Annotated in this window: 13 protein-coding genes; 3 read left to right on the top strand and 10 right to left on the bottom strand. The window is 55.3% G+C overall.

Features of this window, described 5'->3' with window-relative positions:
- Position 1: 1 nt before the first annotated feature.
- Complete coding sequence (locus tag LAO21_15595) at positions 2–1,423, bottom strand: B12-binding domain-containing radical SAM protein (GenBank protein ID MBZ5554140.1); 1,422 nt, start codon at positions 1,421–1,423, stop codon at positions 2–4.
- A gap of 550 nt (positions 1,424–1,973) precedes the next feature.
- On the opposite strand from LAO21_15595, the gene LAO21_15590 reads away from it, so the two are divergent.
- Entirely contained in the window at positions 1,974–3,818 is a 1,845-nt protein-coding gene (locus tag LAO21_15590; protein MBZ5554139.1) for a tetratricopeptide repeat protein, read from the top strand.
- A 152-nt stretch (positions 3,819–3,970) separates the two neighbouring features.
- Here the strand turns inward: LAO21_15590 and LAO21_15585 are convergent, their stop codons facing one another.
- The 9 genes from LAO21_15585 to LAO21_15545 all read right to left on the bottom strand — a co-directional run bounded on the left by LAO21_15585 (position 3,971) and on the right by LAO21_15545 (position 18,675).
- Positions 3,971–4,810: a class I SAM-dependent methyltransferase gene (locus tag LAO21_15585; GenBank protein ID MBZ5554138.1), complete on the bottom strand. Its 840-nt coding sequence runs from the start codon at positions 4,808–4,810 to the stop codon at positions 3,971–3,973.
- Positions 4,807–5,820, bottom strand: a complete 1,014-nt coding sequence (locus LAO21_15580) for an NAD-dependent epimerase/dehydratase family protein (protein ID MBZ5554137.1) — start codon at positions 5,818–5,820, stop codon at positions 4,807–4,809. The genes LAO21_15585 and LAO21_15580 overlap by 4 nt, the downstream gene beginning before the upstream one ends.
- Complete coding sequence (locus tag LAO21_15575; protein ID MBZ5554136.1) at positions 5,813–7,147, bottom strand: hypothetical protein; 1,335 nt, start codon at positions 7,145–7,147, stop codon at positions 5,813–5,815. The genes LAO21_15580 and LAO21_15575 overlap by 8 nt, the downstream gene beginning before the upstream one ends.
- Before the next feature lie 265 nt (positions 7,148–7,412).
- Positions 7,413–9,590 carry a glycosyltransferase family 39 protein gene (locus LAO21_15570; protein ID MBZ5554135.1) on the bottom strand — a complete coding sequence of 726 codons (2,178 nt, stop codon included), beginning with the start codon at positions 9,588–9,590 and terminating at the stop codon, positions 7,413–7,415.
- On the bottom strand, positions 9,587–10,309 hold the full coding sequence (locus LAO21_15565; GenBank protein MBZ5554134.1) for a glycosyltransferase family 2 protein: 723 nt from the start codon (positions 10,307–10,309) through the stop codon (positions 9,587–9,589). The genes LAO21_15570 and LAO21_15565 overlap by 4 nt, the downstream gene beginning before the upstream one ends.
- Positions 10,310–10,487: 178 nt before the next feature.
- Complete coding sequence (locus tag LAO21_15560; GenBank protein MBZ5554133.1) at positions 10,488–12,236, bottom strand: glycosyltransferase family 39 protein; 1,749 nt, start codon at positions 12,234–12,236, stop codon at positions 10,488–10,490.
- A gap of 240 nt (positions 12,237–12,476) precedes the next feature.
- Positions 12,477–14,315 carry a hypothetical protein gene (locus tag LAO21_15555; GenBank protein MBZ5554132.1) on the bottom strand — a complete coding sequence of 613 codons (1,839 nt, stop codon included), beginning with the start codon at positions 14,313–14,315 and terminating at the stop codon, positions 12,477–12,479.
- Positions 14,316–14,590: 275 nt separating this feature from the next.
- Complete coding sequence (locus LAO21_15550) at positions 14,591–16,606, bottom strand: glycosyltransferase family 39 protein (GenBank protein MBZ5554131.1); 2,016 nt, start codon at positions 16,604–16,606, stop codon at positions 14,591–14,593.
- Positions 16,607–16,698: 92 nt separating this feature from the next.
- Complete coding sequence (locus LAO21_15545) at positions 16,699–18,675, bottom strand: hypothetical protein (protein MBZ5554130.1); 1,977 nt, start codon at positions 18,673–18,675, stop codon at positions 16,699–16,701.
- A 453-nt stretch (positions 18,676–19,128) separates the two neighbouring features.
- Here LAO21_15545 and LAO21_15540 point away from each other — a divergent pair, with 453 nt between their 5' ends.
- Positions 19,129–20,946 (top strand): tetratricopeptide repeat protein, encoded by a 1,818-nt coding sequence (locus LAO21_15540; protein MBZ5554129.1) that lies wholly within the window; start codon positions 19,129–19,131, stop codon positions 20,944–20,946.
- A gap of 16 nt (positions 20,947–20,962) precedes the next feature.
- A complete protein-coding gene (locus LAO21_15535) occupies positions 20,963–22,804 on the top strand; it encodes a tetratricopeptide repeat protein (GenBank protein MBZ5554128.1) in 1,842 nt (613 codons plus the stop codon).
- Positions 22,805–22,968 lie beyond the last annotated feature (164 nt).

The raw sequence follows: 22,968 nt of genomic DNA, 5'->3' as shown, positions 1-22,968 counted from the left end.
ATCAGTTGATGCGCGAGGTCTTCGCCCCGCCGTAGGCCAGGAAATTCCGCTCAATGGCCCGCAAGTATTTCATGGAGGAGTTCACGTTCACCAGTTTCGGGATCATCCGGAGGTACCGGAACTTTGACAGGAAGAAGGACCGGTACGCCTTGCGCTGCAGTTTGCGCAATGTATGGTAGTCAAACTGTTCGGTCTTGATCAGCTGAAATTCCTCTCCGCCCCGGCTTACCAGGTCCGGGTCATAGAGACTCATCTCCATGACCTGCTTGTTCAATTCAGTCCCGGGATATGGCGTCGCGATGCTGAACAGGGCCTCATCGAGATCGAGCTGGCTGGCGTATTCAATGGTCTGCTGGATCTCCTCCAGGGTCTCGGTCGGAAAACCGAGCATGAAAAATCCGAGCGTGCGAATTCTGTGTTTGCGCATCCAGCGCAGCGCCTCCGCCGACTTATCCAGCTTCAGATTCTTCTTAATCATTTTTTGAATGCGCGGACTCGCGGACTCAATGGCGATGCAAATATAATGGGTCCCGCCTTCCGCCATCTTACGGACAAGTTCTTCATCAAACCGCTCCAGCCGCAGACCGTTCCCGAACTGGAAGTACACCCCCGGCAGATTCTCTCTAACCAGGTCGAAAATCTTCTTCGCCCGCTCCATATCCAGATTGAAAATATCGTCTTCCACCATGTATTCGCGGATGCCCCACCGGTCGTACAACAGCTTCAATTCGCCCAGCACGTTTTCGGGGCTTCGTCCGCGAAATGACTTGCCGAACAAATCGTGGCAGTAGGTGCACCGCCAGGGACACCCGCGGCTCGTGAAGACCTGCATGCAACGCTTGTGTTTGGTGGTTGCCCGCGCTGAACTGGCCGCAAAATACTGCTCCACCTCCAGAAGGTGGTAGGCCGGATAAGGCAAGCCGTCCAAGTCCTGGATGAGTTCCTGATCGGATGTCTGGACGATCTCGCCATTGCGTTTGAACGCCAAACCTCTTACATCGTCCAGGGAGCCTCCATCGGACAGCCTGGTGACCAGCTCCGAGAAAACGCTTTCTCCTTCGCCTTTGACCACAAAGTCACAGAAATCCTGGGAGAGGACCTCTGTAACCTTAATGGTGGCATGTTGCCCTCCAAAGACGACCGGGACCGCCGGGTCCGACTGTTTCACCATGCGGGCCGCGCGGGCCGCGGCCTCATATTCGACAGTCATGGCGGTGAGGCCGACCAGGTCGAACTTCTTCGTCTGCAACAGACTCTGCAACCGCCGGTCCGCCGCGTCCTGAGTTTTTTCGAGGGCCAGGTCCAGAATTTCGACCTTGTGGTTCAACCGCTCTGCCATTGCCCCGACCATGGTTAATCCAATGGGGATTCCGATCACCATGTCCATAAAGTCTGGCTTCGCGCGGAGCAATAATATCTTCATAACCCTCTTCCCACCCAGTTTCGCGGGGCTTCTCCCCCGGTTACGGCTCAGAGCTGTCCCGGAAAACTCAACCATACCGTAACCTATAGAAATTTTGCAAGTTAAATTCAGTAATCGGGCGCTGCTCAATGCCTCGACTCACATCAGAATCTTCCTCGATAAGGAACAATTCATCTCCGGGAAGGACTTTTCCCCCGTCAAGGGTCAAGTGCGCCTGCAGAACTCCCTTCTCTTCGCCGATCTTGAGACGAGGGTTTGGAAGAGGTGAGCGGAGGCACCCTCTTCGGCAACATCAATCAAATCCATACAAACCCAGGTTTGAATTTGGTCGAACCTCGACAAACGGGGATTTTGAGGTCGGGACGGGAATACCTGCGGCACCGGAGCGACGGAGCTTGAGAAAGCCGGAAAATCAAATCGCAAAAGCTGAAGACGGCGCCGCCCACGTCGTTTGCAAAAAGTGTTGCTTTAGTCCAAATTCTGTCGATATGATGAATTCAATTGGCTTCCTGGGATGGGGGGAGCTGTTTAACTGGAAAAGACCAAACGAATGAATGCAAGAACCCACTCGGCACACTTTAGAACACACAAGGACCGCTCCCACGGGGGAGTCTTGCTGAGACGATTTCTCCGCTGGGAATTGCTCATTATCCTTGCAGCCCTGGTTTGCGACTGGAACAGCTGGGGACATCAATTTGCAATGGATGACACGACCAAAATTGTCAATAATCTCTTCCTCCAGAATCCCAGAAATGTCCTCCGAATGTTCATATTGCCTTTTGATCCTGTTTTATTTTCCAAGGGCCATATGTACCGCCCCCTCACTTCACTTTCCCTGGGCTTAAATTGTTGGATCAACGGCCTGAACCCTGACGGGTTCCATGTTGTCAATCGCCTCCTGCATGTGATGATCTGCCTGGGAATTCTCTGGGTTCTTCGATCCCTGCTTTCAGATGTCACCGCCGCTTCCCTGACCGCGCTGCTATTCGCGGTTCATCCTATCCAGACTGAAGCCATCACCTACATTGACGGCCGCAGTGATGCCCTGGCGATGCTGTTCTTCGTCTTTGCATGGCTTTTTCATATTCGTGCCCGACGGTCGGCGGAAGGACGAAGAGGCTCCTTTGTGGTGGCGCTGATATTGTATTTGTTTGCCATGCTGTCCAAAGAGAATGGCGTGACGTGGATCGGTGTCATCCTGCTCACCGAATTTGTCTATTTTTCCAAAGGCAGCCTGGCGTCTCTCTGGGATCACCTGCGAACGGGGCTTTGGAAAGTTTTTGCAGGATATTTCTCCGCCATTTTCGTCTTCCTGGCGCTGCGTACCTTTGCCCTGCGAGAAATCCCACGAGGATACACCCTTCTGATCGACAACCCCCTGCTGCACGTCCCGCTGGTGGTCCGTGAACTGACCGCGCTCAAGGTCCTGTTTCAATCGATCGGGCAACTGGTCTGGCCCATGCATCTCTCGGCCGACTACTCCTACAATCAGATTCCGCTGATCACTCGATGGAGCAGTTCGGCAGGACTTGCCATGATAGCGCTTTCCCTGGTCCTGCTCCTCCTTCTGGCCTGGAGCTACTTTCGGGCGCCCAACGCCTTCTTCGGTTTGGCCTATTTCCTCACCACTTACTCCATCATCAGTAACCTCATCATCCGCATCGGGACAATTCGAGGGGATCGGCTCCTTTACATGCCTTCGCTCGGGATTCTCTTGATGGGGGGCGCCCTTCTTGCCGGACTGGATCGGCAGTTCCAGCGGCCCTCGTTCAAAAAGGCCTTCCGAATGACTGTAGCGGTGGCAGTGATACTGCTTGCGGTGCGGACGGTGCGGCGCAATAACGACTGGCGAGATGGGATGACCCTTGCGCTTCAAACGGTCCGCAGCTCTCCGAACAGTTCTAAGGCCCATCACTCTTTGGGCGTCGGTTACTTCGCCCGGAAGGAATATGGTCCCGCGCTGGAGCAATATCGGATTGCCGAGTCCATCTATGCGGACGATCCGATGCTTTTGAATGATCTCGGGATTGTCCTTTCACGACAGGGGAAGACGGAAGAGGCGATCCAATATTTTCGTCGAGCGGTCGACCTGGCCCCCATGTATCCGGTGATTCGGTTCAACTTCGCTTTGGCCCTTCGCACCCAGGGTGATTCCGCCGGTGCAAAGCTGCAGGACGAGGCGATCATCGCTTTTTATGATGACTTGATCCGAAGAGATCCCTCCAGTGCGGACCATCACTATTACAAGGCCAGTGCCCTCTATTTCCAGGGGCAGCTCAATGAAGCCCTCTCGGAGTACGAACAGACCCTCCGAATCGATCCTCACTATACCGACGCCCAGAAAAGCATCGACCTGATCAATCGAAAATTGGCCGCCCCTCCGGGGCCAAAGTGAGTCACCTTGGGAGTGCGAAGGCTTGCCTGCGCTTTGGTTTGGTACAGCTTGCTCCATCCTCGCCCTGCGAAAGCGGGAATACGCTTCCGGACTTCAAGGGAAGTAAGGATGGAAGGCGTGGGTCTCGAACATCGATGATGCCGAACGCTGTTCTATGATTCCTTTTCAACCACCAACGCCAACAGGTAACCGAAGAGTCCGGGCCATTCCCAGTGGGTCTCCAGGTAGTCAAACGGCCACAGGAGAAGGGGGGTGAGTTTATAGGCGGGGATGTTGCGGCGGAAGAAGAAGAGGTCGGCCATGCGGATGATCCCGGGAACCGTCAGGATACCGGCACGTCGGCAGACCTTGAATCCTGCCCTCTCCACCACCTGACGAAGCTCCTTGGAACTGAACGATTTCTCCGGGCTGTAGGGATACTTGTCGAAAAAATCCAGAACACTGACCATCAATGGCCGAAGAAAAATATTCCACTTGTGAGGGACGCCGACAATCGCCTTTCCCCCGACCCTGAGTGTGCGGTGCACCTCGCACAAAGCCTCATGGTACTCATCGATGTGCTCAATCGTCCCCATGGTGTACACCAGATCGAAGGAATCATCTTCGAAGGGAAGATTGCGAATATCGGCCTGAGACAAGTGGAGCGGGCCACCGTTCAGGACCGAATTCCCCAGGGCTCGACTGGTCGTCACGTAGCTGATGTCAATGCCGAAGGCTTGAGCGCCCTCAGACTTCATCCAATTGAGAATCCGGGTGTTCACGGCTTCATTCCAGAGATCAAGCTTCAAGACCCGTTTGCCTTTCAACGAGCCAAAGGAGCGCTGAATTAATGCGATTTCACATCGACGGTAATAAGCCGTCGATGAAGCGGGCAGGAGGTCAGGCATCGCACTGGCCAGCGTGTCCCATTGTTCGCGCTGCTCGCGGCGCTTCCTCAACTGAGCTTCCCAGTCCAAATCGAGAACTCCTTGTGGCACTTGAGCCTTGGTCATTGAACCTCACCCTTGATAAAGGAAATGGTTTTCAAAAGGCCACTCCGAATGGGGTTCCACTCATAACCCAAAACCCGGGCGGCTTTCTGAGAACTGTACTGCCATCCCGCCGTCAGCACCTTCACGGCACTCTCATATCCAGAACACCGCTCATGATTCAAGAGCCTGTCCAGCCACCGCGTGGAGGTGCGCGCCAGCCACGGCGGAATTGACAGGCACATCGGAGGTTTCCGTCCTGAGAGTGTCAAAATCATCTCATCAAACGCCCGGTGGGAGATGTCTTCCCCTCCGAGGATAAATATTTCTCCGTAGTTTCCAAGCTTTTCAGCCAAAAGCATACCGCGAATAACATCGTCCACAAAAACAAGATTCCTTTTCTGAACCCCACCCGCCACGACAACGTCACGACCGGAGCGAACTATCCGGCGGATGTGCGAGGTAATCTTATTTGGAGAGGACGGATGATCCGGGCCGAATACGATCGTGGGACAGAGCGTGACGAGGGGAAGCCCTTCGTTCACCATGACCCCTTGCATCGCACGCAGAGAACGCACCCTCGACGCGATATAGCAATCCCCCATCATGCCTTCACTGAGACCGCCTGCTTCACTGACAGGACTCCCGAAGGAGGGTCCAAATACAACCGCCGAGGACACGTACACGAATTTGCGCACGGCCACCTGCACGGATGCGCGTGCCAGCTTCAAACTCGCCATCTCGTTCACCTTTCGGAATAGCTCGGGCGGGGAACCCGGCCGACTCCTGACGGCTGCCAGATGAAAGATGGTGACTTCCTTTTCGAGGTAGGGCACGTAGGACCCGGGATCTTCCAAGTCGACCTGATAAATCTGAAGTACAGGGTTTTTCAAATCAGAAAGAGCTTCAGGCCGGCGGGAGAAGGCAATGACCTGCCTATTCATCTGCAATAGAGTCTGGATCAAACGCCGGCCGATGAACCCCGAAGCCCCGGTGACCAACGTCGGAGAGTACTGATTCCCATCATCAGGCACGCGGGGATCCCTCCCGGTCTTCCGGTATGGTCATGGGGCCTGTCAAATCCGAAAATTCCTCGCGGCGGCGGATCAACCGCATCGTTCCGTCCAGCTGAAGCAAATAGACTGCCGGACTCAGGCCTGCGTACCGACTGGCACGAGAGATGGTGTAAGCGCCGGCGTCGGCAAAGCAGAGGACATCGCCGACCTCGAGCCGAGGCAGCCGCCGCCTCAAGTCAAGGACGTCCATCGTATTCAAGGTGTTCCCAGAAAGATGATAGTATCGCAGTCGCTGCCTTTCCCCACCGACGAGCGGAAGAATCCTGCGCCTGAAGAACAGGACTGATTCGCCGAGATAATTGTGACTTGCATCAAGAAATGCCCAATCTTCTTCCAGCGCGTGGACGCGCGTCAAGAGGACTCCGGCATTACTCACAATGGATCGGCCAGGTTCGGCTGCCACCGCCGGCCGCGGGTCAAGCCCGGCTTTGTGAGACTCCTGAATGAATTGTCCAGCGAGGGCTCGACCAAATTGCTCCAGAGCCAGCGCGGGTTCTGACTCCTCCAACCGATCCCCCCACCGATCCCAAAACCTGGGAAGTCTTACCCGGTTCAAGGAATGCGAAGGAATTCCTCCACCGAAATTAATCTCCACGGGAGCAATGCTAAACCGGCTCCTTATCCTCAAGCAGATTTTGACGACCGTATGGATCAGGCCCTTAAAACTCGACGTCGATTCCTGCTGGGTCCCGCAGTAGAAATTGAGCGCGTGCAGTTTCAAGGACCGGGACCCGACAATTCGCTCCACCGCCGCATCGATTCCGCTCTCCTGAAACCCCAAACGGCGCGACAAGAGATTCAGAGGAGAGAGCCGCAGGAGAAACGAATCATTTCGGACCCGAAGGGAAATCCGGATTTCTTTTCCGAGCTTTGCCGCAACCTTTTCGAGTATCTCCAAATCCTCCTGCCGGTAGGCATGCACGAGGGTTATTCCCCCCTTCAACACGTCTTCCACTTCATGTTCCATCAGAACCGGCCGCTGATAGGCAATTCTTTCAGGGGTAAAGCCGCACTGCAAGGCCAGCTGAACCTCGGCGGGGTGAGAGGCCATGATCTGGCTTCCACAAGAGGCCAGCACCCTCAACACCCCCGCTTCGTTATTTGTTTTGGCGCAGTACCGAATGGCAGCCTGACCTCCAGGTTGTGAGAGACCGCGCTCCAGGGCGGCATAATTGGCGCGCAGTTGGGCCTCGCTGAAGAGAAAGAAGGGCGTCTCCGCCTCGTCGACCAAGTTCTTCAGCCGCCTCTCATCAATAAGCAAAATCCCGTCCTTGTACCTCAACATGAATGCTTGCCTCGTCTCAATCTGCGCGGCATTGGACCCTGGAACTCACTTCCGATGACGTCCGCCCCCACTGGATTCTTCGCCGCCCCTGGCCCGTCACGAACTCAGTCCGTGGGCCCCGGAAGAATGAGTTTGATCCCCTTCCGGCAAAATTCAAAAAGACTCTCTTGGTCTCTCCTTCAATCCATCAGAAAATACTACAGGGTCCTGAATGTCCGTATCCGCATTAATATCCTCACAGAATCGAGGCCGGCACAAGGGTCTCTTAATGGGGATCCGGGATCCACTGCAGATTCCACAGCGCAACTCCCGGACAAAGGCGTTCCGTGTCTGGGGCCCTCTTTATTTCGAAACTAAGTTGAACCCGCTGATCCTCAAAAGTACCCAGCTCGCAGGAAAACCGGACCGGTGGAACAGGCTCCTTCATTGCCGACCGTCGCGGACTGAGAATGACTTCCCGGCAAGGTGCTTCGGGTGAGGCATATCCAGGATGGACGGAAACGAGAAGCTCCACTTTGCACTGTGAGCCGGCTGTTGACGAGTCGTCAATCGCAGCTTCTCCAGTGAGCACGGATCCTTTGGGCACTATCACAGAGTAAGACAACCGTGCCCGGGAAGACAGGACAATAACAGTCCGCCGCACTCCCCCAATGGTCATCATCGTCTCATGAATTTCATTCCTTGGAAATGCTGAGGCGATTGCATCTTGCGAACCATAGGCAAAGACGTTGTATCTGTAAACTTCAATCTGATCCAGAGGCGCCAAAGAAATCGCGTATGGAAGAAGCCCGACGTTAGTCCCATGAAGACCCGCATGGGCGGCCGGGCCATAGGTGCGGATTGGAAACGAGGATGTTAACCTTCTGGAGTCAATCGTGGCCGACAGTTCCAAATCGGGAGTGAGGTCGTAACGGAGGAAACTGGCGGGCCGCACGAGCAAATCGTTCAGCCCCGGCTTCCCGAAATGGGCCTCCCCCCACGCCGTGCCGGGCAGCACACCGGGGAGAACAGGACTGTAGGCATTGACGAGGGGATGGCCGCCCACCCGCTCCATGTAATAACGCAACCCGGCCTCGCTTCCCACCCAAATTCTTCCGCCGGGCTGACTGTACTTCCCCGAGAACCACTGGGAGAACTCCCGATAGGAACCCACATACTGCGAGTCCGCATAGGCGATTCCAGCGGCCAAAAACCAGGTGGCAAAGGTTGTCACTCGAATGAAATTGTTCCATGGTCTCCCATCCCTCCGTGAAAACTCCTCGATACGCCTCATAAAACAAATTGCGAGGGGAGGGACCAGCGGGGCAACATATCTTGCTGCCGTAAATTCAGCCAGGAGAACCGTGTAAATCGCTACGCCTAATACCCACAAGACCAGGAGAAGATCGTTGGCCTGAGAGGAGTCATCGGAAACTAATCCTTTCAAGGCTTGAGCCAGGGCGCTTGTCATGAACCACAGCACCATCATCCCCGTGACGGCAAAAAGGAAGAACTCCGCCCGCTCAAACGGCGAATAGCCCGCTGGCAAGAAGAGGTTCGCAACCACCGCCAGCAACCCCACGATACAAGATTTCTTCCATCCGGCCGACCTCCCAAACACCCACAGCAGGGAAAGGCAAAAAATGGTCGTGGCACCAAGGGTGGACAACATCCCCAGAAATTTCTGTCTGAAGTACTCCAGGCCAAATATATTTGAGAGCGCGAGGTACTTTCCGCTCCGGGTGGCCGCGAAAAAACCATAATGGACATAGCCGGCATACCAGTACATTGCAAGAAAGACAATGGGTAAGGCAAGACACGCGAAGACTCTTGCGCGATGCTCCCCGCGAACCCGCGCGTAGACCGCCAGCAAAACGCTCATGAATATCGCCTGATAACTGATCAACGTTGCACAAATCAGGAGTATACCGGCCAGGAACAGTTTCCAGAACTTTCCATCGTCAAGGCCCGTCAGAAAGCTCAGGGCAGCAAAGAGCCAGAAGGCGGTCATCGGAAGATCCGGCATCAAGGTGGGAGAGAAGACCAGGACGGCCGGCGTCGCCATCATTAAAGCGGCGGCCCAGAATGGAGACTTCGTAAAACGACAGGCCAGGAGGTACCCCGCAACCGAGTAACCAAGAGGAAACACCAGAAATCCCAGACGCAACGGCCATTCCCCGCCATGAGGGGAAATGTCGAGGAGCAGGGCCAGATAATACGCCAGGCCGACCGGGTGTGTATGCCCGCTGAAGTTCAAAACCGGAATCCCAAACCAGAGGCCGTTTAAGTCCTGGGGAAACCAGAAATGAGTCGATACATTTCGCGCCAGGGTCAGGTAGGTATTCTCGTCCAGGTGAATGGCACGATGAAGGAAGGGCAGCGAACTCAAAAGGACCAGGAGGATCAGAAGGGTGAGGTCTCGCCATCTCTGATCTTTCCCGATTCGGAGGGATGATTCCTTCATGGGGCTGCTGTCTCGTTATCGGGTGACTTGAACCAGTGCCGTCGCCAGACCAACCACCGCTTCCGGAAGAGGTAGACCAGGTTCTCGATCCCATCTCTCCACGGTTGCAGTTTCTTCTCTCCCACCCGGGTGGAGTACTCAATATGGATTTCCTTGAAACCTATCTTGCGATGGGTAATCGCTTCGATCTTGATCTCTTCGGAAAACGGCATCCCATCGCTGTAGAGCTGCATGTATTCCAGCCCCCACTTATAGAATACCCACATCCCCGACTGAGAATCCCGCACCCACCGCCAGAACAGAGTGGAAAACACCAGTGAAAGGATGGAATTTCCGATATGGTGCTTCATCGACATGGACTGAGGATTGAGAATAGGAAAGCGGGAGGCGGATACAAAGCCGACCTTTTCACGAAGCAACGATTCAATCAAGTAGGAAATGGCGTCCACCGGATAGGAGTGGTCGCCGTCCAGGGTCACAATGACGTCACCCGCGGCGTGAAGGAGTCCCTTCTTGTATGCCCTTCCATAGCCACGCAGCTCCTCGGTGATTACTTTGGCCCCCATCGATTGCGCGACTTCCGCGGTCCGGTCGGTCGAAGAGTTATCGACGACCAGAACTTCATCGACAAACGCCGGGACATTGCTTAAGACCTTCCGGATGCCATCCTCTTCGTTTAGACAGGGAATGACCACAGTGATTTTCAGTCCCTTGTACATAAACCCCCAGTGGAACGGGCGGATTATACTACAGTGGTTGCACCGGCATCGGAAAAGGTCCATCCGGGAGCGGGAGCAGGTGAAATCCTCAGCTTCTGCTCCAGGAAGTCGGACACACCGGACCCCAGAACCTACGGCTCGCCTCTCGGCCTACCGCCGCATGACTCGAGAACCCTCCTCATGAAATCTGGAACACGAGCATCGAGTTTCCGAGGTTTGCTATAACGGGAAATCGTTTCATCCAATCAACACCCAGGGCCTTCTGTCGGGCCAACCAGTGTGCACTGACGGCATAAAACCCGTGGGGTGGAGCGGGGTTTGTTACGATGGCAGCCCATTCAAAACGAGTCGGACGGATACAGTGGATTCCATAATATTCGGGATTGTCAAACCTCGAAAATGAATAGAGCGTGACAGATGAGATACCGCGTTCATCCAGGACTTTTCTCAAAGACTTCAGCTCCTGGCCCCAGTCCACGTTGGAGTCATCCAACCAGTCCATGCCATGAGTAGGTCCTCCGACAAATTCGTTGAAGTAGGATAGATGATGTGGAAATGCCATCACGGACGATGCAACATGCCACCCCAGAAGAATCCAGAGCGTCCAGAAAGCTAGTTTCTTCGGGGCCAGGAGACTCAGAGCTCCGGCTGCATAGACCATGAGAAATGGAAAAACGGGAAGCAGGTAGCGCACCCCCAGTGGATCGGCAAGTGCCGAGACTGCCGCAAAATAAACGGCAGCCGGAAGGGTGAGAAAAGCAGCGGTTTTCCACTCTTGCTTCCAGTTCTTCACAAAAAGAGCACCCCGGAGCAAAACCAGAATGATGAAGGGAGACGTCGCTTTAACCAGGAACGCGGCAAGAAAGTAATACCACCAGCCCCCCTCTTTGAAGGTGCCATAAAAGTAATAAAGGAAATCGGGGCGATGGTTTTTGTTGACCTGCTCCATTCCCTTGTAATAGAGGGTGGGGTCGTGAGATCCCAAATAAGCACCCTGCACCACCAGAAGGCAAACGCCCACCAGGATGGTCAGGGCGAATAGTTTCGACCGATCTAATCGCAGAAATGACTTCCAGGATCCTTTTGGGAGGCGAAAAGACTCGTTCCTCTTCCGGGGTCTTCTTTGAGCTTTCGCATTCCGATGCTTCTGGGGATCTCCGGAGGTTGACGCCGCCACAGGGGCATTGGCTTTAGAATCGGCTCGGGGAAATACCCACAGAAGAATGAGTGCAACAGGAAAGAGGACGATTGCGCTGAATTTTGCAGCGAGGGCCGCTCCCATTGTCAGCGAACTCCAGTAGAGCGCTCGCCGGTCCCCCCGACATAAATGCCGCCATAAAAAATAAAAGGCGATTGTGAGGAAGGCGGTGACCCCGGCATCGGTGGTCACAAAATGAGAATGGGCGACGAGATTAGGCGAAAAAGCAAATAACCCCAAAGCGAATAACCCGGAAGTGCTTCCATAAAGCTGTTGAGCCCAACGAAAAACGAAGAATCCCAGGGTGGTGGAAATTAGAACAATCGGCAGGCGGCCCCAAAAAAGCAGGCGGTCCGCATCGTTGGAGTACAACAGATGCGATCCAAACTCTGACTGGTGGGGTGGAACACTCCACGCCGGGTCATTGAAATCGACCCGGGGACGGAGGGCCAGCAACGGGAGGGCACACAGCACCTTGAGGAGCGGAGGATGTTCCGGATTCAAACGAAAATCTCGTTTCAGCAGGTAGGTGAGGCCGGCCGGAAGGTGCACCACCTCATCACTCGTGCAACTCTCGCGACGCATCTCGTAGATGTTTTGCGCTGCAAAAAGCGTCAAGAGGAGGGCGGCCGCGACCCACACCTTGATGGAAACGGTCCGTGGGCCCGGCTCGGAATGCAACAAGGTTCCCGGCTGCCTGTCATTTTGGATTGGCGAATCCGATTTCATAAGGTCTTTCAAAAAAGCTTTTGACGCGCCCTCGATATCATGGCCGATTGTCCCCCATGATGACTCTGCTCGAAGCGCGTATCGTCCCGAAGAAATGGCAGCCTCGGACTGCACAAGAGACTCAGCAAGGAATGGCCTCGCGCATGGCTTCCGTTGAAATAAATCACACCAGCCCGCTTGGTCCGCTCAGCACGGGAGGAGCGATCGAGCCCGGCCCGCCAAGTTCATGAACAGAATTTTTCATGGGTGCGGTGTGGCAAGTTCCAGAAGGTGACGCTGAACCGCATTCCGATTCTCCTCGCTCGGCTGCAGCGTGAGGTAAATCCGAAATTGTTCCACGGCGGCGTCGCGAGATCCGATGGTCTCGTAGATCTGCGCCAGTTGCAGACGCACGGCCCGCTCCTGATCCCGATTCTGCTCCCCCTGTGACAGATACCGCCGCAGGGTCTCCACCCCCTCTCCCACCCTTCCCCGTTCCACCTGCAGCCGCGACAGCTTCAGCGCCGGACTGGCATAATTCGGCACCAACCTGACTGCTCGAGAGTAACACTCCAGGGCCCGCTCCTGATTGCCTTTTGCCGCTGCCCGGTCTCCCTGGCGTTCGATCGAGATTCCATACACGGGGTACGTAAAGATTTCCTCGCGCCGTTGATGCGTCAACGTTTCGTACAACCAAAAATGGGCTGACCCCAGCTGTGAACGAAAAAACGGATCATCCGACAACGTGAAATTCATCTCAATCGGAGGATACGACACCACCGGGGAGGTCAGCGTACCGTTTTCCAATGCTTCCAGGGAGAAGGGGATCCCGAAATACCTCAGCCTTAAAAGCCAGACGTGGCCCAGGATGGGGCTCAGGGCCGGGACATAGTTGGTTGCAGTGTATGGTCGAAACCAGCGTTTCCCATCGTGTTCCACATACAACTTCGGACTACGCCCTCGAATTTGCAGGGGAAGACGAATCGTGTTGGTGTCGACCGCGTTCAACCAGGTGAGAAAGTTGACTGAAACCCCGAGAAAGTTAACTAGAACCCCCAAAGTGACACAACTCACAAAAGCCGGGAACGAACCATGGATGGACCCAAGCAGCATGGAGGCACAAACTGTCAGGAGAGGGATGATGGGCATCAACAAGCGCGGGCCCCAGGACGCTCCCCCTTCCCACGCAAACCATTTTGCTATCAGAACGATCTGGATCAGGAACACCGCTGAAAAAAAAGTCAGTTCCCGGCGATTGCTCTTGCGGAGCTTCCAAAGAGACCATGGAACCAGAATACTCAGGGGCGCATAGAAGATGATCCCTTTGTTCGGACTAAGCAACAGGCCGTACAAGCCGCTCAACAAGGGCGTGTTGAATTTTGAATCGAGGCGTTCATAACCGGACGCGAAGATCGAGCCGAATCGATAGAGATTAAGAGCGGCGATCGCACCCCCCCAAACGATCATGGGAAGCAGAAACCACCCCAGGAGGCGACGCTTCGGCAGTCCGGGACCGGGAATGGCAATCCAGAAGTAAAGGATGTAAGCTGGAACTAGAATGACAAGTTGCTGTTTCGTTAGAACTGCAAACCCCAAGGTAAATCCTGCCGCAGCCACCCAGAGAGAGGAGCGTGGAAGGACTTTTGTTGCGTGCAAGAGGAACCAGAAGGCTGCAACCAGACAAAGAGCTTGCAAGGGTTCGCTGAAGTCGTACGACACGTAAGGCCATGCAGGGGTTGCAAAAGCGAACCCCACAGCTGCCCACCATTGCCATGCGGATCGAAAGCCCAGATCCTGCAGGCAGAGTGCCACCAGCAAGGCGGTCAGAGCCGTGACGATCATATTCATCATCGGAAAGAGGACGTTGCTTCTGCCCTCACCGAAGATCCTCTCCACCGGCGTCACCAGCAAGAGTGGAACCTGTTCCACCACCGAGAGTCCGAGGCCATATTTTCCATAATGGTCGGAGGCATCATCTAAGGCGGTTGGTTTCTGGACCGACTCGGGACTGATGCCTAGTTCTCCGAACTCGTGCAAGCTGACCGCCGTGTCGAACATCACCTGACCATCAGTGATCCAGTCGAAAGCCTTGTCGGTCATGGTGCAAAGGTAAACCAGGCAGATCAGGATAAAGAGAAGGATGTGTCGACGACGCGTGGGGCGGGGCGGACCTAGGGAACTCCCACCGGATTTCGCGGACTCTTGACTTGGACCGGTCCGCTTGGTGGCCGCAGCCGCCATTGGGGACCTTGGAGTCTGTCGTGATTTGGTTTTCGTGCTCATGAGGATCTGCAGGCGAATGGAAACTCCGGATTCGCCAAAGCGATTCTTTCGGCGGCAAACCGCTCCGACAATTTAGCACACTTCAAGATCGTTCAACGGTGGACCCCCGTGAGTTCGGCCATGTGCCGCTCGATGGCGGTCCGGTTCTCCTCGCTCGGCTGCAGTGTGAGATAGCTCTGAAACTGGTCGAGCGCCGCCTCCCGGTATCCCGCCTTTTCGTAGATCCGTGCCAGCTGCAGTCGCACCGCCCGTTCCTGATCCTGATTCCGGTCTCCCCGGGAAAGGTACCGCCGCAGGGTCTCCACCCCCTCTCCCACCCTCCCCCGTTCCACCTGCAGCCGCGACAGCTTCAACGCCGGACTGGCGTAATTCGGCACCAGTTCCGCCGCCCGCGCGTAACATTCCACAGCCCGCTCTCCATCCCCCTTCGCCACCGCCCGGTCCCCTTGCCGCTCAATCGAAATCCCATACACCGGATAGGTGAAAATCTCCTCTCGGGGCTGATGAGTCACCGTCTCATAAAGCCAGAAATGCGGCGACCGAAGGTGGGATTGAAAAAAAGGGTCTTTGATCAACCCCAAGTTGATCTCTATCGGCGGATACGAGACCATCGGTGTCGACCCGTCATTCGTTCCGTTCAGTCTGAAAGGAATTCCCCTGTAACGCAATCGAAGGAGCCATGCATGTCCCAGAATTGGGCTCAGGACCGGGACAAAGTTAGTCGCGAGGTAGGGACGGAACCATCGTTTTCCATCATGCTCAATATACTCTCGGGTTGGCCTCCCGCGAGTCTCCAGAGGAAGACGGATGCGATTTGTGTCCACGGCGTTCAACCACACCAGAAAATTCATTGACACCCCAAGGAGGTTAATGATGATTCCAGCAGCCACACAGCCGACAAAGGCATGGAAAGACCATCGCACCGAATCCAGAAGCATGGCCGCACACACTACCATCAGAGGGATCACTGACATCAGCAGGCGGGGACCCCAGGATGCCCCTCCCTCCCAGGAGTACCATTTCGAGATCAACAGGATATGCAGAGCAAAAACCGACGCAAAATATGCCAATTCAATGCGGTACTGGCGGCGCATCTTCCAAAGGGACCAGGGAACCAGGACAGTGAGGGGTGCATAAAAGACGATCCCTTTGTTGGGGCCAATCAAAAGACCGTACAAGCCGGTCAGGATGGGTGTGCTGAATTTCATCCCGATATCGCCGTAGCCGGAAGCGAAAATGGAGCCGAACCGATGGTGATTGAGCGCGGCAATCGCCACTCCCCAAATGCCCAGGGTAATCATGAACCATCCGAAACTGCGCTGCCTCTGCTTCCTGCCTCCGACCAAGCACATCCAGAGGTAGAGGGCATAGGCGGGAATCAGAATCACGAGCTGCTGCTTTGAGAGGACGGCGAATCCAAGCGCGAATCCAACCAACGCTGGATAGAGGAAAGAGGGCTGTCTGGCTTCTTTCACTCGAAGTGAAAACCAGAAGGCTGCAATCAGACAAAGAGCCTGCAGAGGTTCGCTGAAGTCGTACGACACATAAGGCCATGCAGGAGTCGCAAAAGCGAACCCCAGGGCTGCCCACCATTGCGTTCTGGATCGAAAGCCCATCTCCTGAAGGCACAGTGCCACCAGCAAGGCCGTCAGGGCGGTGAGGAGCATATTCATCATCGGAAAGAGGACATTGCTCCTCCCCTCGCCGAAGAGCTTCTCGACCGGCGTCACCAACATGAGCGGAACCTGTTCCACCACCGAGAACCCGAGCCCGTATTTGCCATAATAATCCGTCGTTCCCCCTCCCTCACTCAGGTCCTGGACCGCTTCCGTACTGATTCCCAGCTCTCCAAACTCGTGTAAACTGACCGCCGTGTCGAACATCACCTGGCCATCGCCAATCCAGTCGAAGGCTCTGTCGGTCAGGGTGCAAAGGTAAACCAGGCAGATCAGAATGAAGAGATGGACGTGTCGATGACGTTTGGGGTGGGGCGTGCCTGTGGAACTCCCAACTGATTTCGCGGACTCCTGGCTCGGATCTGTCCGCTCAGTGACTGCAGCCTCTGCTTTGGACCTCGGAGTTCGTCGTGATTTGGTTTTCGTGCTCATGAGGATCTGCAGACGGTCGGAAATTCCTGGTCCGCCACCTCGAGTCTTACGGCAGCAAACCGCTGAGACAATTTAGCACACTTCAAGATCGTTCAGGGGTGGGCCCTAGAGAGCTCGGCAATGTGCCGCTCGATGGCGGTCCGGTTCTCTTCGCTCGGCTGCAGTGTGAGATAGCTCCGGTACTGCTCGAGTGCCGCCTCCCGGTATCCCGCTTTCTCGTAGATCTGCGCCAGCTGCAATCGCACCGCCCGTTCCTGGTCCTGATTCCGGTCTCCCCGCGACAGATACCGCCGCAGGGTTTCCACCCCCTCTCCCACCCTTCCCCGTTCCACCTGCAGCCGCGACAGCTTCAGCGCCGGACTGGCGTAATTCGGCACCAGCTCCGCCCCCCGCGCGTAACATTCCACAGCCCGCTCCCCATCCCCCTTCGCCACCGCCCGGTCCCCTTGCCGCTCAATCGAAATCCCGTACACCGGATAGGTGAAAATCTCCTCCCTCGGCTGGCCCGTCACCGTCTCATAAAGCCAAAAATGCGCCGACCGAAGGTGAGAAAGCGCGAACTCATTTTTAAGTAACGCAAAGTCAATTTCGACCGGAGGAAAGCTGACTTTCGGCAAGGGGCCTGAAGAGGAAGAAGTAAGTGTGTTTAAGGAAAACGGCACTCCAAAATAGCGCAGACGTAGCAGCCACGCATGCCCCCGTATAGGACTCAATGCCGGGATGTACCACATGGCAAAAGGAGGTCGAACCCAACGCTTACCGTCGTGCTCGACGAAGGCATAGGCCGAGCGACCCCGAAGGTTGAGGGGGAGCCGGATCTGGTTCGCGCCGACCGCATTGACCCAGACCAAGAAATTTACCAGGACTCCGAGCAGGTTGATCGCGGCTCCGACCCCTGCGAGGGAGATGAACACGGGCAGGGTCCAGTGCGAGGACTCAATCACCATCGCCGCACTGACCGCGAGGAGCGGAATCATCGGCATCAGCAGACGAGGCCCCCATGAAATTCCACCCTCCCACGACCACCACATCGAGTTTGTCACCACAATAACCGCGAAGACGGTGACAAATAAGAAGACCTCCCGGTAAAAAGTCTTGCGGAACTTCCACAGTGCCCAAAGTACCAGAATCGAGAGGGGAGCATAGAAAATGAGACCTTTGCTTGGGCTGAGGAGCAAACCGAACAGTCCCGTCAACAGTGGGGTAGTGAATCTCTTCGTTTCTCCTCCATACCCGAACTCAAAGATAGATCCGAAACGATGAACATTAAGAGCGGCCAGGGTGACTCCCCACAGGAGCAGGGGCGTCAGAAACCATGCACACTGCCGAAGCCGCTTCAGCGGGGCCCCTCCCAAAGACATCCATAGGTAGATGGCGTACCAGGGGATCACGATGAGCAGCAGCGCTTTGGTGAAGACGGCATATCCCAGGGCAAAACCGCCCATCGCCACATGAATTGGAGAGGGAGGATGATTTCTCGTCGCGTGGAGGATGAACCAAAAAGCCGCGACCAAACAGAGGGCCTGCAGGGGCTCGCTGAAATCATAGGATGTGTATGGCCACGCTGGAGTGCCAAAGGCAAATCCAAGGGCGCCCAGGGAACAGGTCCGGAAGCGGAAACCCAAATCGCGAAGACACAGAGCAACAAGGAGCGCCGAAAGGGCGGTAATCAGCATGTTCATCAAAGGAAACAGAACATTGCTTCGCCCCTCTCCGAAGATTTTTTCCACGGGGGAAACGAACCACAGGGGGATCTGTTCGACGAAGGAGAGGCCCAGACCGTACTTTCCATAGTAATCGGTCGTCCCACTCATCCCGGTGTTGGCATCCACCTCGGCTGGACTGATTCCAAATTCCCCGAATTCGTGCAGGCTGACTGCCGTATCGAACATGACCTGCCCGTCGCTGATCCAGTCAAACGCCGTATCCGTTATCGTGGCGAGGTACACCACACCAATTAGGAGGAACAGCACGACATAATTTCGGTAAATGCCCTCCCGGGCCTCTCCTTTGGAATGACTCCTGTTCTGACGGAGCCCGACCGGGCTCCATTTGCGTCTCTCAGGCATGGCCACCTTTCGGCCTTTAAATTGGTTCGCTCATAACCCCCAAATACCCAGGACCCTGCGGTACTCAGGAGGCCGGTTCGGTCGAACTTCAGTGGAGGGAACGGGCAAAAAAATAGTGTGCATGACGACTCAAAGGAACTCAAGCAGATTCTAAGTAACCAGAGAGACCCGATTTAGTGCGAACGTCCCCAGAATGTGCGAGGCAGATGGCTCAAGTTCTGTTTTATCAAATTGAACCCTGGAATTCCCAGGCCTGCACAAAGACAAGACAACAAAAATACCGATCTTCCGCCCTTGCTCCGCTCAACCTGAGTCCGGGGAATTCAAGTGGCGTGATTGATTTCTGCAGCAGACCGGCAAAAACCTGTTGCGCCTATCTTAAATGCACCCGTATGATCAGTTCGATTCATTCAGTAAAGCCCGCATGAGACCCTGGCTCAACAGAGCAAGTGGATGAGAATTCAAACTGCCCCGGAAAGCCGTAAGACTCGCAGGTCCAAACCCTCCAGAACCATCATCCCTGATGGCCTCCGCCGCTGGGAATGGCTCATCATTCTGGCAGCGCTTGCTTGCGACTGGAATAGTTGGGGCCACCAGTTTGTCGTGGACGACCTGAGCCGGATTGTCGGGAATCCCCTTATCCGGGGCTTTGGCCATATCCATGAAATTTTCTTTTCTCCCTATAATTTGATGTATGGAATGCCGAGCGGACTGTATCGCCCGCTGACCACATTGAGCTTCGCTCTCAACTATGGGATTCACGGACTGAATCCGGACGGGTTTCACGCCGTGAACCGGCTGTTGCACGTGCTGACAAGCCTGGGGGCTTTCTGGATCCTTCGTCGATTAATTCCAGATTCCTCGGTGGCCATCATCACCGCCCTGCTGTTTGCAGTCCACCCTATCCAGACCGAGGCCATCACTTACATAAGCGGACGCAGCGACTGCCTGGTGCTGTTTCTTTTTGTTTTCTGCTGGCTGTTTTTTATCCGTGCTCGAAGTACCGGATTGTCGCGTCCATATACAGGGTCCCTGGTTTTTTACTTCCTAGCCTTGCTTTCGAAGGAGAGTGCCATCACCTGGCTGGGGGTGGCTCTGTTGACCGAATTCGTGTTTTTTTCCCAGAGTCAACTCAAGACCTTCTGGCTTCATCTGCGGGAACACTTCGTCAAATTGTACGCCGGCTATCTGTTCGTCAGCGCTGCCTATCTTGCAATGCGATTTTCTGCATTGAAGGGGATCTCAAGGGTGGAGGTCACCTTTTTGGACAACCCGCTGGCCCATGCGACGGTGATTGACCGTGTATTGACGGCTCTGAAGATCTTGTTCGAGTCCCTCGGGGTGCTGCTCTGGCCCATCCACCTTTCGGCCGATCATTCCTACAATCAAATTCCGTTGATCCAGCAGGTCCGGAGTTTGACTGCGCTGGCGGTGCTGGTCATGACTGCGGCTTCGCTCGCTGTCCTGGCGTGGTGCTATCGCCGCGCCCCCTCCCTTTTCTTTGCCCTGGGTTATTTCCTCACAACCTACTCGCTGGTCAGTAATCTGTTTATTCCCATTGGGACGATCCGGGCGGACCGTCTGCTCTATATGCCCTCGCTGGGAATCTTCCTGCTGGGAGGAATTGCCTATGCCCGGGCCATCGCCTCGCTCAAGGGACCCGCTGCAAAGAATACTCTACGGGTTGTTGCTGCGACTGTTCTCGTTTTGTTGGTCGCAGGAACGGTCTCGAGGAATCGGATCTGGCATGATGAATTCACTCTTTATGCCCAGACCGTCCAGGACGCGCCCCAAAGTGCCAAGGCCCATAACAACCTGGGGGCCCAGTACCTCTCACGCGGCGAAATGGACCTGGCCCTCGAACAATTCAAAATCGCTGAAGCCATCAAACCGGACTATCCCGACTTGCTCAATAACCTCGGGAGCCTTTTCAGCCGGGAAGGACATTCAGAGGAGGCATTCGCTTATTTGAACCGCGCCGTTTCTCTCTCCCCACTAAATCCGGCGATTCGCAACAATTTCGGGCTAGCGCTGAAGGCACAAGGTCATGTGGCGGAGGCCCTCGCGCAATATGACCTCGTCATCCAACAATACCCTTCCAATGCCGACGCCCATTTCAACAAAGCCAATGCCCTGGTGGCCCAAAACAGATTTTCGGAGGCGATCTCCGAATACAGCCGGACCTTGGAGATTGACCCCACCTACACGCTGGCCAGAAATAATCTGAACCTTTTGCTTCAAAAGACGACTCCGGTTCTTCAGCACCCTTGAATCCGCTAAAGCGACCATGAAAGAAAAGATTGCCAAGTCAAAGTCCCGAGGCAAACCAGGGAAAGAGCAATCCACCCCCTTCGGAGATCGGATCCTTCATGGACCCTGGATTATCTTGGCTGCCGCTCTCCTCTGTGATGTGAACAGTTGGGGGCACCATTTTGTGATGGATGACATGGATTACATCGTTCGCAACCCGGTCATCCACAGTCCCGCCTCCATCCTTCAGATTTTCACCGCTCCATTCGTGCATTTCCCGAATGTGACGCTGGACCTGTATCGACCTCTGACGGCCCTCACGCTAGCGATCAACTACTGGATCAGCGGCCCCCAACCCGACAGCTTTCATCTCTTCAATCGCCTGCTTCATGTGCTCACTAGCCTGGGCATCTTCTGGGTTGTGCGCCGACTGATGCCACAGCGGCCGGCGGTCGCATTCCTGACGGGCCTGTTGTTCGCCGTCCACCCGGTCCAGACCGAAGCCATCACCTACATCAGTGGCCGGGCCGATGCCCTGGCGATGCTCCTTTTCGTTTTCGCCTGGCTTGTTTTTATCCGGATGCGAGCAACGCCTTATCGCCTGCGCCTTTACGTGATCTCAGTTATTCTTTATTTCCTCGCATTATTATCCAAGGAGAGCGCCATTACCTGGCTGGGTATCGTGTTGCTCACGCAGTGGGTTTATTTTTCACAGAGGAAGGTCAAAGACTTCTTCGAGCATCTGCGGCAGGATTTTTGGAGAGTCTACGCCGGTTACATCGCTGCAACTCTGGTGTACGTCGCCCTTCGTTTTTCTGCCTTCCGGGGGATCTCCATCACTCCCACGAAATTTCTGGTTAACCCCCTGGTCACGGCGGGCTTTTCCGGTCGCCTGCTGACTTCCTTGAAGATTTTCTTCGTGTCCATTGGACAGCTCATCCTGCCCGTCCATTTTTCTCCCGACTATTCGTTCAACCAAATTCCGGTTCTGGACCACTGGACGAATGGGGCCTCGCTGGCGGTTCTCTTCCTGACAGCGGCATTTCTGGTCCTCCTGGGTTGGAGCCACAAACGATCTCCCGACATTTTCTTCTGCCTGGGATATTTCACCGTTACGTATTCCGTTGTCAGCAACCTGATCGTAGTGATCGGCACGATTCGTGCGGACCGCTTGCTCTATATGCCGGCTTTCGGATTCTGTCTCTTAGGAGGGTTGGGGTTGGCTTACCTGGAGGAGACCGCACGCCCGACAGTGTGGAAAAACCCTGTCCGCGCGGCGGCGCTTGTGGTCCTCCTGCTTCTCGCGGGCAGAACCGTGATTCGCAATCGTGATTGGCGGGATCAATTTACTCTGTACCTCAAGGCCATCCGTTACTCGCCCGATAGCGTGAAGATGCACGGCTATCTGGGTGAGCAATACTTCGCCCGGAACCAGCTTGCTGAGGCCGGAGAACATTACCGCTTTGCACTTTCCATTTACCCCGACCAACCCGACTTGCTTAATGATTTGGGGGCCCTCCTGTCGCGTCAGGGGAAATCCGAAGAGGCCATTCAGTGTCTTCGGCGCGCCCTGGTGCTCGGCCCGAACGACCCGGAACTGGCTCGTACCAATCTCGGCCTGACCCTCCAGGCCCGGGGCAACCTCACGGAGGCCATCCAGCAATTTGATCAGATCATTCAACAAGACCCCTTCAGTTCGGGGGCCCATTTTAATAAGGGCAATGCCCTCTACCTGGCGGGGAGGGTGAACGAAGCGATCAACGAATATGGCCGGGCCCTGGAGATCGATCCTCGCAACGCAGGAGCCCAGAAGAATCTGAACCTGGCTTTGCAGAAACAGACCCCGCCGCCATCCCCTCGGGAGAGAACTCCACGCTAACCCTGAGGTGCTCTCCTGACCAAGCAGAGGCTGGGTTTTCTTATTAAATTGCAGGGTCCATTCTGTTCCATTATCATGACGCTCTCTGAGGGCAGTATGAGGACAAGCGACGTCACTCTCCAGAAATGATGCTCTCCCCCACAGGTGGCAGGGCGGCGAAGAGA

Source organism: Terriglobia bacterium, assembly GCA_020073085.1.
GTDB lineage: Bacteria > Acidobacteriota > Terriglobia > JAIQFV01 > JAIQFV01 > JAIQFV01.
This window is presented reverse-complemented; position numbering and strand designations above follow the sequence as displayed.